The organism is Cupriavidus sp. CPT47-8839-RL05A (assembly GCF_058792255.1).
The window spans coordinates 1-15,965 of sequence record NZ_JBYTEG010000014.1 but is presented as its reverse complement, the minus strand read 5'-3'; the positions used below and the strand labels follow the sequence as shown (position 1 = coordinate 15,965).

General features: G+C 68.0%; 14 protein-coding genes and 1 pseudogene. 6 read left to right on the top strand and 9 right to left on the bottom strand.

Annotated elements, in window-relative coordinates; genetic code table 11:
• Positions 1–37: 37 nt before the first annotated feature.
• From AC3WVS_RS17925 to AC3WVS_RS17895, 7 genes are all read right to left on the bottom strand, one after another.
• On the bottom strand, positions 38–1,420 hold the full coding sequence (locus tag AC3WVS_RS17925; protein ID WP_011615777.1) for a beta-barrel domain-containing protein: 1,383 nt from the start codon (positions 1,418–1,420) through the stop codon (positions 38–40).
• A complete protein-coding gene (locus AC3WVS_RS17920) occupies positions 1,417–4,026 on the bottom strand; it encodes an FHA domain-containing protein (protein WP_492319744.1) in 2,610 nt (869 codons plus the stop codon). The genes AC3WVS_RS17925 and AC3WVS_RS17920 overlap by 4 nt, the downstream gene beginning before the upstream one ends.
• Before the next feature lie 227 nt (positions 4,027–4,253).
• Positions 4,254–5,717 (bottom strand): efflux transporter outer membrane subunit, encoded by a 1,464-nt coding sequence (locus AC3WVS_RS17915; RefSeq protein ID WP_492319743.1) that lies wholly within the window; start codon positions 5,715–5,717, stop codon positions 4,254–4,256.
• 184 nt (positions 5,718–5,901) lie between these two features.
• Positions 5,902–6,171 carry a hypothetical protein gene (locus AC3WVS_RS17910; protein WP_492319742.1) on the bottom strand — a complete coding sequence of 90 codons (270 nt, stop codon included), beginning with the start codon at positions 6,169–6,171 and terminating at the stop codon, positions 5,902–5,904.
• A 47-nt stretch (positions 6,172–6,218) separates the two neighbouring features.
• Positions 6,219–6,488, bottom strand: coding sequence for a hypothetical protein (locus AC3WVS_RS17905; RefSeq protein ID WP_492319741.1), 270 nt, complete (start codon positions 6,486–6,488; stop codon positions 6,219–6,221).
• 316 nt (positions 6,489–6,804) lie between these two features.
• Positions 6,805–7,233 (bottom strand): DUF4399 domain-containing protein, encoded by a 429-nt coding sequence (locus AC3WVS_RS17900; protein WP_492319740.1) that lies wholly within the window; start codon positions 7,231–7,233, stop codon positions 6,805–6,807.
• 58 nt (positions 7,234–7,291) lie between these two features.
• Positions 7,292–7,717: a DUF4399 domain-containing protein gene (locus AC3WVS_RS17895; protein ID WP_011615783.1), complete on the bottom strand. Its 426-nt coding sequence runs from the start codon at positions 7,715–7,717 to the stop codon at positions 7,292–7,294.
• A gap of 294 nt (positions 7,718–8,011) precedes the next feature.
• On the opposite strand from AC3WVS_RS17895, the gene AC3WVS_RS17890 reads away from it, so the two are divergent.
• Positions 8,012–9,217 (top strand): formylglycine-generating enzyme family protein, encoded by a 1,206-nt coding sequence (locus tag AC3WVS_RS17890; RefSeq protein ID WP_492319739.1) that lies wholly within the window; start codon positions 8,012–8,014, stop codon positions 9,215–9,217.
• 45 nt (positions 9,218–9,262) lie between these two features.
• On the opposite strand, the gene AC3WVS_RS17885 is transcribed toward AC3WVS_RS17890, so the two are convergent.
• Positions 9,263–11,314 carry a serine/threonine protein kinase gene (locus AC3WVS_RS17885; RefSeq protein ID WP_492319871.1) on the bottom strand — a complete coding sequence of 684 codons (2,052 nt, stop codon included), beginning with the start codon at positions 11,312–11,314 and terminating at the stop codon, positions 9,263–9,265.
• 407 nt (positions 11,315–11,721) lie between these two features.
• On the opposite strand from AC3WVS_RS17885, the gene AC3WVS_RS17880 reads away from it, so the two are divergent.
• The 5 genes from AC3WVS_RS17880 to AC3WVS_RS17860 all read left to right on the top strand — a co-directional run bounded on the left by AC3WVS_RS17880 (position 11,722) and on the right by AC3WVS_RS17860 (position 15,765).
• Entirely contained in the window at positions 11,722–11,991 is a 270-nt protein-coding gene (locus AC3WVS_RS17880; protein ID WP_011615786.1) for a hypothetical protein, read from the top strand.
• A gap of 48 nt (positions 11,992–12,039) precedes the next feature.
• The gene (locus tag AC3WVS_RS17875) at positions 12,040–12,309 is read left to right on the top strand and encodes a hypothetical protein (RefSeq protein ID WP_011615787.1); all 270 of its coding nucleotides are present in this window, start codon (positions 12,040–12,042) and stop codon (positions 12,307–12,309) included.
• Between the two features lie 82 nt (positions 12,310–12,391).
• Entirely contained in the window at positions 12,392–12,664 is a 273-nt protein-coding gene (locus AC3WVS_RS17870; RefSeq protein ID WP_011615788.1) for a hypothetical protein, read from the top strand.
• 104 nt (positions 12,665–12,768) lie between these two features.
• Positions 12,769–13,011 carry a hypothetical protein gene (locus AC3WVS_RS17865; protein WP_492319738.1) on the top strand — a complete coding sequence of 81 codons (243 nt, stop codon included), beginning with the start codon at positions 12,769–12,771 and terminating at the stop codon, positions 13,009–13,011.
• An 819-nt stretch (positions 13,012–13,830) separates the two neighbouring features.
• Positions 13,831–15,765: a DEAD/DEAH box helicase gene (locus AC3WVS_RS17860; RefSeq protein ID WP_492319737.1), complete on the top strand. Its 1,935-nt coding sequence runs from the start codon at positions 13,831–13,833 to the stop codon at positions 15,763–15,765.
• A gap of 63 nt (positions 15,766–15,828) precedes the next feature.
• Here the strand turns inward: AC3WVS_RS17860 and AC3WVS_RS17855 are convergent.
• Positions 15,829–15,965, bottom strand: a pseudogene (locus tag AC3WVS_RS17855) (IS4 family transposase); the annotation flags it as partial.

Below are 15,965 nucleotides of genomic sequence, written 5' to 3'. Positions count from 1 at the left end.
CTGTCCAGATGTTCTGCGCCTGTCTCTCCCCGCTGCGCTAGCCGGCCACCTCGCGGAAGGGGTCAAGCCCCAGGTCGATCAGGCGGCGTTCGCGCACCACGATCTCTGCCGTGGCGGTCATGCCGTAACGCAACGGATACTTGTTGTCGGCCACCGCGTAGTAGTCGCGCGCCAGGCGCACGCGGCCCTCATAGACCGGCTGCTTGTCGGGTCCGCCCGGCTTGGTCGCGGGCGAGATGAATTCCAGCGTGCCCTCGATGATCCCGTAGCGCTGGTACGGGAAGGCACTGAACTTGAGCTTGACCGGCAGGCCCTCGCGCAGGAAGGCGCGGTCACGCTCGGCGATGACGATCTTCACCACCGGGCGCGCATCCTTGGGGGCAATGCCGCCCAGCGGCGTGTTGGCCTGCACCTTGTCGCCGCGCTGGGTGGAGGTGACATCGGTGATCACACCCGACACCGGCGCCAGGATCAGCAGGAAGTTGTCCTTGTCGATGTTCTCGAAGCGGATGCGCGCTGCCGCATCCGCCACCAGGCGGGCGGTCTGCACCTGCAGGCGCAGCTTGTCCTCGGTGTTGGCGATCTCGCGCAGCGCCGCGTCGTACTGCACGCGCAGCCCGGCCAGGTCCTGGCCGCTGCTTTCGAGCTGGGAACTGGCCTGGGTAAGCTCGCGGCCCAGGCGTGCGTCCAGCTCCGTCAGCCGCGACTGGGCCACGCGCAGATTGTTCTCCGCGTCCTGCGCCGCGGCGCGCTTGGCATCCACCTGCGACTGCGAAACGCCACCGCCACCCGGCAACGCCAGCAGGCGCGCGTAGCGGTCCTGCTCCTGGCGCGCGAATTCGCGCGCGCGCCGGGCGTTCTCGAGGTTGCTGCGCGCTTCCTGCAACTGCGCGCGCTGCTGTTCGGCAAGCCGCGTGGTGCCTTCGGCAATGCGGGTCTCGTGCTGGCGCGTGGCCACGTCGATCTGCTGCTTGAGCGCCGCCGCGCGGCGTTCCATCAGCGCCTTCTTGTCGGGGAACTGCTTCCATTCGCGCTCGGAGTCTTCCAGCTTGAGCTGCGCTTCCAGCGCGTTGGCCGCGGCCTCGATCGCGCCGCGCGCATTCAGGCGCGCCAGCACGTCGTCCTTGGACACCGGTTGCCCCTCGGCCACGTAGAGGTCGGCCAGCTCGCCGTCCACCGGGGCATAGAAGCGGCGCACCTCGGATTCCGGCGCCAGCGTGCCCTGCGCCGTGACAATGACATCGGCATGCCCGACGAAGGACCACACCAGCCCGCACAACACCAGCGTGAAAGTCGTGACGATGGTCAGCAGTCCCAGGCGCGACGGCTCGGCACTCAGCAGTCCAATGCCCTCGGCGCTGTGGTCTTCCAGCGCCTCGGAGAGTGGCTTGAGGCCGCCCTGGCGGGCATCGTCCTTCATGGCTGCCCCGCTTGCTGTGGCGCCGCGGCAGCCGCGGCCGGCTCCGGCGCCTTGCCGGTGTCTTCACCGCCGATCAGTTCCAGCTTGGTCTTGAGCACGGCGGGATCGAGCACGGTGCGCAGCTCGCGCAGCGCGTGCCGCTGCTGGTCGGCCTCGGCGCGGATCTCTTCCTCGATCTTGGCGAGTTGCGCCAGGTCGGCGCTTTCGCCCGCGCGCAGTTGCGTGAAGATGCGCATGCCCTGGCGCGCGTCATCCTGTGCCTGCGACAGCAACCGGGCCTGCGCGCGGAACTTGGGCGAGATGCCTGGCTCGAGCCGCTGCTCGCTGCCGATCACGCCATTGCTGCGGTATTGCTTCCATGCGGCAACGGCGCTGCCCATCAGTTCCCGCGCGCGCCGCAGGGCACTGTCGCGCACGCCGTTGACGTCGGCCTCGACCGCCTTGGCGAAGTGGCCGTCATCGGCGGCATCGAGCATGGCGTAGAAGCCCAGCAGCCGGTCCTCATAGCCCTTGCTGCCGCGCGCGGACTGCAGCTCGGCGTACTGCGCCGCCACCTTCTGCTTGTGCGACAGGTCGCGCGCCAGGTCTTCGGCCCAGGGGCCGCCGCTGATCTGCTTGATTCCCGCGAGCGCAGCGGCGCTGTCACCCTGCTGCCACGCCTTGGCCGCACCGGCGTACTGGCGCACCATCTCCGGCGGCGGCAGGCGCGCGGCCAGTTGGTTGAACTGCGCCTGGAACGGCGGCGTGGCGAAGCGGCTGTCGGCAAGGCGCGCCACCAGCGGCCCGGGCCGGCGCGCGCGCAGTGCCTGCACCAGCGCGGTGTAGCGGTCCAGGTCTGACTGCACGCGGTCAAGCCCGGCCAGGCGCGGATACTTCTCGCGGTACTCGGCAATGACCGGCTGCAACGCCTCCGGGCGGTCGCGGCCGAGTTCGGCAGCAATGGTGGCGTTCAGCCGGTCGATCGCCGCCAGGTAGACCGAGGCGTCGTTCTGCAGGCGGCGCACGTCGCTGAGCGCATCGGCATAGAGATCGCGGAACGCCGGCACATCGGCCGCGATGCGCCCGAGCGCGCGCTGGTGCGCGGTGGTGTCCTGGTTCCAGTACGCCAGCAGTTGCCGGATCGGCGCCTCGTCGGTGTAGAGGCGGATCGGCGCGTCGGCGCCGCGCTGCGCGGTGAAGCGTTCGAGGCGGCCGATCCAGTCGAGTTCCGCCACCAGCGGCCGCGCATCGGCATTGTGCGCGCTGAGCTTGTGCATCCGGGCCAGCACGGCATCGGCGCCGCTGAAATCACCGGCCTTCAGCCTGGCGGCGAAAGCGGGCACGTCAGCACGCATCAGTGCCTCGGTGCCGATGGCCTGCACCTGGCCATCGCCGGGATGGCGCGCCAGGTAGTCGTCGGCGGCCTGCGCCGCGCGCGCGTGATCGCCTGCGGCAAACAGCGCCTGCACTTCGCGCTCCGGCGCACCGCGCCAGTACACGGCCGCCCCCGCCAGCAGCGCGAGCAACAGCAACGCGCCGCCCCATCGCGCCGCGCGCCGCGTGCGTACGGAATCGTTCAGGCCGAACTGCCTGGCACCTTCGGCCAGCAGCAGCGCGGCACGCCCGCGCTTGCGGCGTGCCTGCGCGCCGTCGTGCGCGGCCGTGGCCGCCGCGGCCTGTGCCTCGGCCTCGGCGTTGACCTCGTCGTCTTGCTGCGCGGCATAGTCGACGCAGAAGATGTCGAGGAAGGAATCGGCGGCACCGACAAAGGTGGTGCGGTCATCCTCGTCGCGCACGGGCGAAGCCTGGGACGCGGGCGGCGTGTCCGGCGCAGCGACAGGCTGCAGCATCGAATGCGTCGCGGTGGCATCGCCGTCGCCGGTGTGCTGGACCTGCACCTTGTAGACAAAGTGGTTGCCGCCAAAGGCGATCAGGTCGCCGTCGTCCAGCGGCACGCCGTGGTCAGCCAGGCGCTTGCCGTTGACGAAGGTGCCGTTGGTGCTGCCCAGGTCCTCAACGAATGGCACGCCACCCTTGAGGTACACGTGCGCGTGGCGCCGCGACAGGTAGTTGACCTGCTGCGGATAGCTGTCGCGGTAGCGCGCGAAGGCATCGTCGGCCTTGCTGATCAGGTAGGGGAAGCCATCCACGTGCAGCGGCTGCAGCCCGACATCGCCGCGCTCGGGCACCAGCGTCACCGCTACCCGCGGCGGCTCGGGCTGCGCCGCGCGCGGCGACAGCCGGACCCGGAACGACAGCGCCGGCCCGAAGGCCACCTCGTCGCCATCAATGAGCTGCGCCGGCTGGCGCGCCACCGCTGCGCCGTTCACGCGCGTGCCGTTCTTGCTGCCGAGATCCGCCACATAGACCGCACCATGCTCGGCGAAGATGCGCGCATGCCGGCGCGACAGCGGTGCGGCCAGGTCTTCCGGGTAGGCGGCGAACGGCAATTCGCTGCGTCCGACGGCGAACAGGTCTTCGTCGATGCGGATCTCGCCCAGCTCCGGGCGCGACACGGGCGTCAGGAACACATCGAATTCCTGCGCCAGATCCTGAGAGAATTCCCGCGTGGATCCCTGGGCCATTTTCACCGGCATTTCCATGATCAGTGCTTCGTCAGGAGCCATGTTTCCAGCAAGCCAACAGCGCGGCTGCCGCGGCGGCAGGCCAGGGGATGAAGCGACTAAGAACATAGTAGGCGACGGCTAAGGCTAGTCAATCGGGACGCGGAACGCGCGGTTGGCGCGGCAGCGGCACATGCAGCGGGGCAGGTGGCCAGGGCTATGGGCGCGTTGCGCAACGCGTTGCAGGCGCCGGCATCACCTGAACCGCCCTACAGCACCGTTGGCAGCACTTACTGCGGCGGATTCGACGCCGCGTTGCGCACGTCGGTATCGGGCCAGCCACCGCCAAGCGCCTTGTACAGGGTGACGGTGTCGGCCAGGATCTGTTGGTGGACCGCCAACAACTGCAGTTGCGCGGCCAGCAGCGAGCGCTCGGTCTCGAACACTTCCAGCTGCGAGACCACGCCCTCCTTCAGTTGCGCCTCAATCTGCGCGGACACGACGCGCAGCTGCTCAACCTGCTGCTGCAGCTCGATGCGCTGCTTCTTGTGCGCGTCGACATTGACCAGTGCGCTCTCCACCTCTTCGAACGCGGTCATCACGGTGCGGCCATATTCGTTTTCCGCCACGCCCACCTGCGCCTCGGTGGTCTTCACGCGCGCGCGCACGCTCGGGTCGAGCATCGGCAGGTTGATGCTGGGCATGAAGCCGAAGGTGAATGACTTGAGCAGGTCGCTCAGCGCAAAGCTGGCGGTGCCGCCGCGCGCGGTCAGGCTGATGGTGGGCAACTGCGCCAAACGGGCCTGGCCAACGATGTTGTACGCGGCCAGCACGCGGTATTCCGCCGCCACCACGTCCGGGCGGCGCGCCAGCAATTGCGATGGCAGCCCGGCCGGCACCGCGGGCGGCTGCACGCGGTCCTGCAGGCGCCCCGCCGGCACCTTGAGATTGCCCGCGGGCACGCCGACCAGCGTGGCCAGCGCGTTTTCAGCCACATCGCGCGAACGGCGCAGCTCCAGCAGGTCCTTGTTCAGGCGGTTGATTTCCGCCTGCTGCTGCATCACCCGGATCTTTGGCACCAGGCCGTTCTGGTACATGGCCTGGTAGGTCGACAGGATCTGCCCGTTCTTGGCCACGGTGCGCGCCTGCTGCTCGATCTGCTCGTCGAACTGCAGGATCTGGAAGTAAGTGGTCGATACATTGGACACCAGCGTCAGGTAGCCGGCGCGCCAGTCGGCCTCGGTGGCGCGGAACTCGGCGGTCTGCGCCTGCACGCCCTTCTCGACCTTGCCCCAGATGTCGATGTCCCAGTTCAGCTGGGCGCCGGCGTTATAGGTCCAGGTGGACTTCTGGCCGGTGCTCTTCTCGAAGCTCGCACCGGCGCCGATATCGATCACCGGCAGCCCGCCGGCACGGGCCTCGCCGATCTGTGCGTTGGCCACGCGGATGCGCGCCGCCAGCACCTTGATGTCGTAGTTGCCGGAAAGCGCCTGGTCGATCAGCCTGTTCAGGTAAGGATCCTTGAAGCCCAGCCACCAGTTGGGCTGCACCGTTTCGGCCGGCGATACCGTGATCGATTCCTGGCGCGTCCATTCGGCCTTGGCCGGGGTTTCCGGGCGCTGGTACACGGGCGGCCGGAAATCGGCGCAGCCTGCCAGCAATGCCGCGCAGGCGGCCAGCGCGGTCAGCCAGGCGGTTCGGTGCGGCGCAGCGGTTGACGCAACCGCGGGCGAGGCAGTGATGGATTCGGGCACGATGGGTTCCTGCGTGCGACGGCGGCGGACGGGATGCGCTGGAGATACCCCAAGGCATGCCGGGGCCGCGAAGTCTGTCTGTATTGTGGTGCGCGCTGGCGCGCGCTCCAACCCCGATATGCAGGGGCTCAACAAAAGCGCCGCGGGGACGCCCCCGCGGCGCTGCGCCATCTCAACAAGCTTCTCAACGATAGATATTGTTGCTGGCGTTCTGGTTGGTATCCACATGCGAACGGACATGGTCGAGGAAGGCCGAGCCATTGCCGTTCAGGTTGGTCACGGACTGCAACTGCGCGATTTCCTGCTTGGCGGTGATGCTGCTGTCGAACGCGAGCTTGATCGGCGCATACACGGCGGCAAAGGGCAGGTACGACAGGCCGCCGCGCACGGCATGCATGCGCTTGCTGTCGAGGGCTTCGGTGGCGGACAGGTCTTTGATGGTCAGCGTGGTCATGATGATCTCCGGTATCGGTAACAAGCAGCTAGCTGGCGCGCAGGGGCTCAGCCGTAGATGTTGTTGGTGGCGTTCTGGTTGGTGTGCACGTCGGACTTCACGTGGTCCAGGAAGGCCGAGCCGTTGCCGTTCAGGTTGGTGACGGTCTGCATCTGCGCGATTTCCTGCACGGCGGTGATGCTGTGGTCGAACGACAGGTTGAGCGGGTGGTACACCGGCATGAACGGGAGCAGGGTGCGGCCGCCGCGAACGGCGAGCATGCCCTTGCGGTCCAGGGTGTCGATGGTGGTCAGGTCGGTGATGGTCAGCGTGGTCATGATGGTCTCCGGGTAGAGGAAGGTGTTGCCTTGGTTTGGTCGAGCATCGGGTTGGTGTCGCGCTCAGGAGGGACAATCGCAGGGAGCGTGCCAGCCCCGGGACCACGGCTGCGCGGATCACGGAAGTGCCTGTAAACACGGGGATTTCTGCTTGCAGCCGGCTCCCGCTGCGGAGGCGCGGCGAGCTTGCGTCAGCGCGCACTGGCGGGGCGCAGCCAACAGATTGCGCGTCGATGTTGGATGGCGGGCGACACTTGCTTCGCCGGCGCACGAAAAAAAGCGGCGCATGCGCGCCGCCGTCACCGCAAGGTCCGGGTCACTTCACGTAGATCGTGATCTTCTTCGAATAAACCGGCGGGTTGGTGGGAATGTGCTTGTCATCCCCCATCAGCAGCTGCAGCGTATGCTTGCCGGGCGGCAGCTCGATCATGGTCTCGGTCTCCCCCGCCCCGAAATGCAGGTGATTGCGGTCATTGGGGATTTCCTTGTCCATCGGCGGCAGGTCCACATCGACAAGCAGGTGATGGTGCCCGGTATTGGGGTACTTCACGTCCTTCGGCGCCACCCCCATATTGCGCAACCCGAACCAGACCTTGAATGGCTTGCCCGCGGGCATGGTCTGCCCGTCGTTGGGCCAGCCGATATACAGGTAGGCGTTGGGCGGCGCCGGCGTCGAACTACCCTGCACCACCGCTGACAGCAGCAGGCTGGCGGCAAAGACAGCCGCGGCAAGTACTCTGGACATGGTGCTCTCCCTGTTTGCTGATCGGCCTGGTTCGGCTTCCGCGGCGCGCGCTGCCCCGCTATTTCACCGTGATCGTGATCTTCTTCGAATAGATCGGCGGTTCGAACGGCACGTGCTTGGCATCGCCCATCAGCAACTGCAGCGTGTGCTTGCCGGGCGGCAACTCAATGCGCGCGTCGGTCTCGCCCGCGCCGAAGTGCAGGTGGTTCTTGTCCGAAGGGATTTCCTTGTCCAGCGGCGGCAGCTCGGTGTCGACCAGCAGGTGGTGGTGCCCGCAGCGCGGCGACTCGACGCCCTTGGGGCACACGCCCATATTGCGCAGGCCCATGCGCACCCAGAACTTGCCGCCGCTGATGACCGTGCCATCGTGCGGCCAGATGATGTAGGCCTCGGCATTGGGCGGGGCTGCCGTCGACAGCGACAGCGACGGGGCCGCGGCCAGGGCGGCAACCGCCAGCAGGCGGAACAGGAATCGTCTGGACATACGCGGCGCCTCCCGGATAACAGTCCGAAACCCGATCACGTTGTCCCGAAAGCCCATTCTTGTTGCTTGTTGGTCAGCGCTCGGCGATTCGTCATTCAGGTTAGGTCGCAAGCCCGGAAAAAGCGACCCCGGCGCGTCGCGGTGGCATGGCAATGCCCCGCCGGAGACACAGGCGCTGTGCTATCTTGAAGCAAGCCGGTCGACGTCTCGGCAACACCACAATGCGCCCCCGACGCATGTGCCGGCAGCTACCGGCATGCAGCGGGATCGCCGCGGCTCCAGCGAGGTGTGAAGATGTGGCGCAATCTACCAGTCGTACGCACGGCCGCCATGGCCGCCATGCTCGCCGCCGCGCCGCTGCTTGCGCAGGCGGCCGCCGCTGCCGCCGGCCCCGCGGCCACGGAACCGCTGCTGCTCGCCGGCATCATGCCCAAGAACACCGACGAGCAGTACGAGCTGAGCTTCTGGGAATCGATCAAGAACAGCAATTACGCCGGCGACTACGAGGCCTACCTGAAGCAGTACCCCAACGGACGCTTCGCGGTGCTGGCCAGGGCGCGCCTGGAGCGGCTGGCAGCGTCCGCCTCCGCACCCAAGGCCCAGGCGCCCGCGCCGCCGCCCCGCTCCGGCACCTCTGCCGGGGGCCAGGTCACGCGGCCGCCGGCACCGGCCGCGGCAGCGCGTCCGGCATCGCCGCCCGCTGCGCCACCTGCTGCGCCACCGGCAACGGCATCGCTACGCCCGGGCGCGGCGGCGGGCGGCGCGGTCAGCGCCACATTGCGCACCGGCGAGATCCGCGATTGCCCGGCCTGCCCGGTGCTGGTCTCCCTGCCGGCGGGCAGCTTCACCATGGGCAGCAGTGCCAGCGATCCCGCCGAGAAGCCCCCGCACCACGTCACCATCGGCCAGCCGTTTGCGATCGGCCGCTATGAGGTCACGGTCGAGCAATGGAATGCCTGCGCCGACGCCGGCGGCTGCCAGCGCGTCCCCACCGTCGCCGACAGCGCGAAGACCGCGCCGGTGCGCGACGTCAGCTGGGACGACGCGCAGCAGTACGTGGCCTGGCTCAGCAAGACCACCGGCAAGCCCTACCGGCTGCCCACCGAGGCCGAATGGGAATACGCAGCGCGCGGCGGCACCGCCAGTGCCTACTGGTGGGGCGACCAGATGCGCAAGGGCAATGCCAACTGCAAGGACTGCGGCGACCCGTGGAGCCAGGATGCGCCGGCCGCGGTCGGGACCTTCGCGGCCAACCCGTACGGCCTGCACGACGTCAACGGCAGCGTGTGGGAATGGGTGGCCGATTGCTGGCACAGCTCATACAAGGGCGCGCCCGCCGACGGGCGCGTGTGGAACGAGAACGCCTGCGGCGCACGCGTGATCCGCGGCGGCTCCTGGCGCGAGGGGGCGAGCTACATGGTGTCGTCCACGCGCTTCAAGTACAGCCCCAGCGTGCGGCAGTCGCAGAACGGCTTTCGCGTGGCGCGCGACATGAAGTAGCGGCTGGCGCAATTTGCAAGCGGCAAGCCGGCCGGCTGGCGGCAATCAGCGCGCGCGCGTGGAGATCTGCACCAGGTCCGCGCTGATGCGGTCCCGGCCATAGGTGCGCGCCATCTGCGCCAGCGGCTTTTCCAGTGCCTTCAGGTAGTCCTTGTGCAGCTCGACCTCGGCGCGCCGGCCATCGAACAGCGGCGCGGGCGTGGTCAGCAACACCACCAGCTCGGTGCCGAACGGCCCGGAGATGATCCAGTCGCCACCGTCGCCAACCGTGGCGCCATGGCTGGGCGGCGCCTGGTGGGCGGGCACGCGCGCGCTCGGCACCATGTGCGCCACCTTGCCGTCGGCCGCGAAGTAATCGACATAGACATAGGAGTCGCGCGCCGGCGTGCGCAGATCCAGCACCAGCGGTGACCCTTCGGTCAGTTGCGTGCCCTGGCCGCGCAGCCGCAGCGACGAAGCCGTGCCCCCTTCGCGGTGGCCCGACCAGTACGGCGCGATCAGGGTGGCCACGTCGCACTTGTCGGCGGCCAGCGGCTGGGTGTCGATCGACACGCCCTTGAGCTCCTTGACGCCCGGCAACGCGCTGAGCTGCTCGCGCAGCCGCACGGCGCCGACGCTCTCGGCCAGGAAGCCGCGCACACGCAACGTCTGCGCCTGCTGGGTGGCGGTGAGCAGCGAGCACGGCACCGCCGCCAGCATCTTCGTGACGTCGGCCATCGACAGCACCGCCGGACGGGCAGCCGGTGCGGGCGGGGTGACCGGCGCGGCGGGCACCGGTGTAACCGGGGCCTCGACGCGCGTGTCGCCAGCCGGCGCTTCGGCCTGGCGCTGCGAATGCCAGGCGTAGTAGCCGATCGCCGACACGCCCGCCAGCACGGCCAGCGCGCCGCCTGCCATCAGCGGCGAGGGACGCCGCGTGGACACCACCGGCACCGCGCTCATGCCATGCAGGAAGCGCGCGACGGTGGGCGTGCGTGTCTCGCGGTCGAGCGACAGCGCCTCGCGCAGGGTCTTCCATTGCGTGCGGCTCAACTGCGGCGGCTGCGCCGGCTTGAGCCCGGCATCGCGCGCCTGGTTGGCCGAGAGCCGCTGGTAGGGATGTTTGCCGGTCAGCAGTTCATAGGTCACGCAGGCCAGCGCAAAGATGTCGTCGCGCGGGTCGGGCTCGCAATGGTCGAACATCTCCGGGCTGGCATAGGCTGGTGTCATGCCACCCAGCGAGCCGGGATCGAACACGGTCCGGTCGGACTCGTCGGCCGGCGGCAGGAAGCCGCGCGCAATACCGAAGTCGATCACCTTGACCTCGCCGTTGGCGGTCAGGAAGACGTTGGCGGGCTTGAAGTCGCAGTGCACGAAGCCGCGCTCGTGCGCGTATGCCAGCGCATTGCCCATGCCGTTGATGATCGACATGGCGCGCGCCATCGGCATGCCGGTGAAGCCCGGGGCCTTGAGCACATGGTTGAGCGAAGAGCCAGACAGGTATTCCATGGTCAGGAAGACCACCGGCCCGTCGCGGTCGAAGTCATAGACGGTGACGATATTCCGGTGTGCCAGCGTCTGCGCCTTGCGCGCCTCGCGCTGCAGCGCCATCAGCGACTTGGGGTGCCCGCTGAACTGCAGGTTCAGCACCTTGATGGCGATATAGGGCTTGCGGTCCGAGGCTTCCAGCTTGCGCAGGTCGAGCGCCTTGTAAACCGTGCCCATGCCGCCCACGCCCAGGCATTCTTCCAGCACGAAGCGGCCGTTCAGGGTATCGCCCACGCCCTTGGTATGCGCCGCCGGCGGCAGCGTGCCCGGCTCGGGCGAGGTCGCATACAGCGAGCCCGTCTGCGTGCCGGCCAGGCGCGTGGCTTCGGTGGCGCCGTCGTACTGCGTGGCGCCGCGGCGCTCGATGCGCCGCATGACTTCGGCATAGACCGCGGGCGGGAACGGGAAGCGCGTGTTTTCCTCGATGACCACGCGCGCGGCCTGGCTGGGCGTGGTGGGGTCCTGCGCCAGCGCCGTTTCGAACGACGCAACAAACTCGTCGTCGGAGAGACCGCCGTTCTGGAACTTGCGGATCAGTTCTTTGAGACTGGCCACCGGATGCCCCGACATGGTTGCTGGCACGGCGCATCCCACGATGCGGATATGCCTGCCTTCGAGATGGATACTAGTGCGCACCCAAGGCATGCGCAAACCATGCGAAGCCGGCGTGCAACGCCGCGCGCGGGCGCTCCCTGCCAACCGCATCGCCTTTGGCGCGCCACTGTCGCGGCCGCGCCAACACCAGCACGCCGCCTGTTGGCCGCGGCCCGTCACCCGCGGCATGCGGCAGCGCCCGCAGCCAGTGCCCGCAAGCCGACATCGAAAATAAATCGCCCGTGTTTTCAAGCAGTTGCGCGTGCCTGGCGGGGCCGGCAACGTCATTGGCACAGTCCCTGCGTTAGTACCTCCCGAGCGCGACACCAACCCGATGCTCGAAACCAGACCCAAGGCAGTACCTTCCTCTACCGGAGACCATCATGACCACGCTGACCATCAAGGACCTGTCCTCCACCGAAACCCTGGACCGCAAGGGCATGCACGCCGTGCGCGGCGGCCTGGCCTACATGCCGTTCGCCGCGGTCTACAGCCCGGTGAAGCTGTCGTTCGACAGCAGCATCAAGGCCGTGCAGGAAATCGCCCAGATGCAGACCGTCACCAACATGAACGGCAACGGCTCGGCCTTCCTGGACCACGTGCGCTCGCATGTGGATACCAACCAGAACGCCAGCAACAACATCTACGGCTGAGCCCACGCGCCCCAGCCACCCACGCACTGACCGATACCGGAGAACATCATGACCACGCTGACCATCAAGGACCTGCCCGCCGCCGAAACCCTCGACAGCAAGCGCATGCACGCCGTGCGCGGCGGCCTGGCCTACCTGCCCTTCGCCGCCGTCTACACGCCGATCAGGCTGTCGCTGGACAACAGCATCAACGCCACGCAAAGCATCGCGCAGATGCAGACCGTGACCAACCTGAACGGCAACGGCTCGGCCTTCCTGGACCACGTCAAGTCCGACGTGCACACCAACCAGAACGCCACCAACAACATCTTCGGCTGATACGCCCTGGCCGCGACTGGCGCGCAGATGCTGCAATCTCCGCGCCAGCCGCCCCCGGCACCCGACTCAAAGGAGCACCACCATGTCATCGATCCTCGTCCGCGATCTCGCCCTGAGCAAAGAACTCGACCGTGCCTCGCTGTGCGCCGTACGCGGCGGCAACTCGTGGCTCAGCCGCGGTGTCGGCAGCGTCGGCCCGCTGGCCAACGTCACCGTCAACGTCAACCAGAACATCGCGCAGCTGCAGAGCATCAACGTCAACACGCTCAACAACAGCATCGTCGGCCCCGACTTCGGCCCGGTGCGCGTCAACGTCAACCCGTCGCAATGGGCCGGCAATTTCGCCGCAGTCTGAGCGCACCGCGCGGCGGCCCCGCGGACAATACCGCGGACCGCCTCGCCTATACTGAAGCGGTCCCGCGGCCGCATGGCCGTGGCGCCGCTTGACCGGAGACAGCCATGGCAGTGATCGTCATCAAGGATTTGCCCGACAGCATGGATCTCGACCGGCAGGCCATGACCGCCATCCTGGGCGGCGGGCGCACCGCCGGCGGCCAGGCATGGCATGGCTTGCGGCGCCAGGGCGCCGCGCGCATCGTCGACTACCCGGGCGGATTGCCGGGCAACCGCCATGTGATGCCGCAGGAGCAGCCGCTCGGGCGGCTGCCGCGCAAGGCCGCTGGCAACGATGCAGAGGACTGAACCGCGACCGCAACCGCCAAATGAAAAGCCCGCCATCGCTGGCGGGCTTTGGATGCGGACGGGCCCGGACCACCTGGGTCACGCGGTCAGCAGTTCGGTCATTCTGTTCCAGGCAGGCTTCCCATGATTCCGCCCATGTAGCATGTAGCGGACGCCCATCCGGACCACCCGGAGAGTCGCAGGAAGACTGGCGCTTGGAGTCAATGACCGCAGTGCTCGCCGCGAACAGCGGCCCAATGCCGCTGGAAGAGGTCAAGCGGGAGCGTTTTCGTCCGCCCCGTGCGGGCATCCTGTGTGCTCGCGCCTCCAGTATAGGCGGGGGTTTTCGGCTTTCAACCAGCGTGGCGCGGGCGCGTCTGGAAGGTGACGAGCGCCTGACATATCCGGTTACGTTTTCGCAGTGCAACAAAAATTCCGTACTCTGCTATAATCCGCGCCGTGAGTTTCGCAACTGTGAGATCCGCCAAACGCCCGGCTTCCTGCCGCGGCGAATCCGCTGCCCTCCCAAGCTCTGTTTCCTCGCTGCCGGACGCCTAGTCATCACTTCATGGCCCCAGCCGCCCAGCAGAACGCACCGCTCACCTGACGTCGCCTCGTCTCCGATCCTGTTGAACAGCCTGAAACCTGAGCTGTTTGCCTGCCAGGGATACGGCCGGACCGCCTAGCGGGACCAGCCACCGCCCTGCCTGCCGCCGTACTGCCAGCTGTGTCTGTCGTAACGGCCTCACCGATTGGCGCCGAAGCCTTTTTAAGACTTTGCACTGCGCCCACCCCATTTTGCTTTGCCGGGGTGCCATGCATTTATTTGACCATTCCGACATGACCCAGCACGACATTCGTGCGGAGCAAGCTATTGCCTCCGCGACCGACGCTTCGATCACTTCCGACGCTGCCCAGAGCCCGCTCGACAAGCTCGACGCCCTGCTCAACCCCAGCCCGGCAGTTGAAGAAGCCCCGGCCGTGGAAAGCGGTTTCGCCACGCTTGGCCTCGATGCGGCCATCCTGCGCGCCCTCTCCGAACTGAACTACAACACGCCCACGCCGGTGCAGGCCCAGGCCATCCCGGCCTTCCTGGCCGGCCGTGACCTGCTGGTCTCGAGCCAGACCGGCTCGGGCAAGACCGCCGCGTTCATGCTGCCCGCGATCCAGCGCATCAGCGAAATGCCGGCGCCGCAGCGCGCGACCGAGCCCGCCAAGCGCATGAAGGGCAAGCGCCCGCGCCCGTCGCCGGCGCAGCCCGCACTGCTGGTGCTAACCCCGACGCGCGAACTGGCGCTGCAGGTGACCGAGGCCGCCGCCAAGTACGGCCGCAACCTGCGCCGCATCGTCTGCGCCAGCATCCTGGGCGGCATGCCCTACCCCAAGCAGCTGGCCGCGCTGGCCAAGATGCCTGACATCCTGGTGGCCACGCCAGGCCGCCTGCTCGATCATATCGACGCCGGCCGCATCGACCTGTCGGCCCTGCAGATGCTGGTGTTCGACGAGGCCGACCGCATGCTCGACATGGGCTTTGCCGACGACATCGACGCCATCGTCAATGCCACCCCGGCCACGCGCCAGACGCTGATGTTCTCGGCCACGCTGGATGCGCGCATTGCCCAGCTGGCCTCGCGCCAGCTGCGCGACCCGCAGCGCATCGAGATCGCCGCGGCCCGCGCCGACCAGAGCCATATCGAGCAGCGCCTGCACTTCACCGACGACATGTCGCACAAGGAACGCCTGCTGGACCACCTGCTGCGCGACGCGACGCTCAAGCAAGCCATCGTCTTCACCGCGACCAAGCGCGATGCCGATTCGCTGGCCGAGCGCCTGTCCGACACCGGCTTCTCCGCCGGCGCGCTGCACGGCGACATGACCCAGGGCGCGCGCAACCGCACCCTGACCGCACTGCGCCGCGGCAACCTGCGCGTGCTGGTGGCCACCGACGTGGCCGCGCGCGGCATCGACGTGCCCGATATCACCCACGTGGTGAACTTCGACCTGCCCAAGCAGGCCGAGGACTACGTGCACCGCATCGGCCGTACCGGCCGCGCGGGCCGCTCGGGCACCGCCATCAACCTGGTGAACCACAACGACATGTTCCAGTGGAAGCGCATCGAGCGCTTCACCAACCAGCGCATCGACGCTTCGGTGATCGAAGGCCTGGAGCCGCGCCGTTCGCCCAAGCCGCGTTCCAACTTCGGCGGCAAGCCGGGTGGCGGCCGTGGTGACTTCCGCGGCAATGGCGGCGGCTACCGTGGCGGCGAACGCAGCTTCGGCGACCGCAAGTTCGGCGGTGGCGAGAACCGCACCGGCTTCGGCGAGCGCAAGTTCAGCGGCGAGAGCCGTGGCTTCGGTAACCGCCCGGAAGGCGCACGCCCGTTCGGTGACGACAACCGCGGCGGCTTCGGCAATCGTGAAGGCGGCTACCGTGGCCAGGGCCAGGGCGGCCAGGGCGCCGGCTACCGCGGCGCCAACGACGGTGCGCGTGGCTTCGGCAACCGCGAAGGCGGCCGCAGCTTCGGCGACGACAACCGCGGTGGTTTCGGCAACCGCGACGGCGCCGCCCCCCGCAGCTTTGGCGACAACAACCGTGGTGGCTTCGGCGACCGCACCGGCGGCGGCTATCGTGGCAACACCGGTGGCAACGGCGAAGGCCGCAGCTTCGGCAACCGCGACGGCAACCGTGACGGCAATCGCAGCTTTGGCGGCGGTTTCGGCAGCAATGGCGGCGGCAACGGCAACCGCAACAGCCGTTCGCGCTACGAGCGTTGATGCGGTGGTGCGCTAGGCGCACCTGCCAGGCAGAAGAAAGGGCACCCGAGGGTGTAATGCCGTTCAGTTAAGGTCCTTCTTCAGGTACCGAATGGTGTAGCGAGAAGGTCGCGACTTAACGACCCGTGCGCATGAGCGTGCGGGTCGTTTTTCGTTTGGGAGCGCCTTCAGGCGCTCGCGCAAGCGCTGTAGCAGTGCAG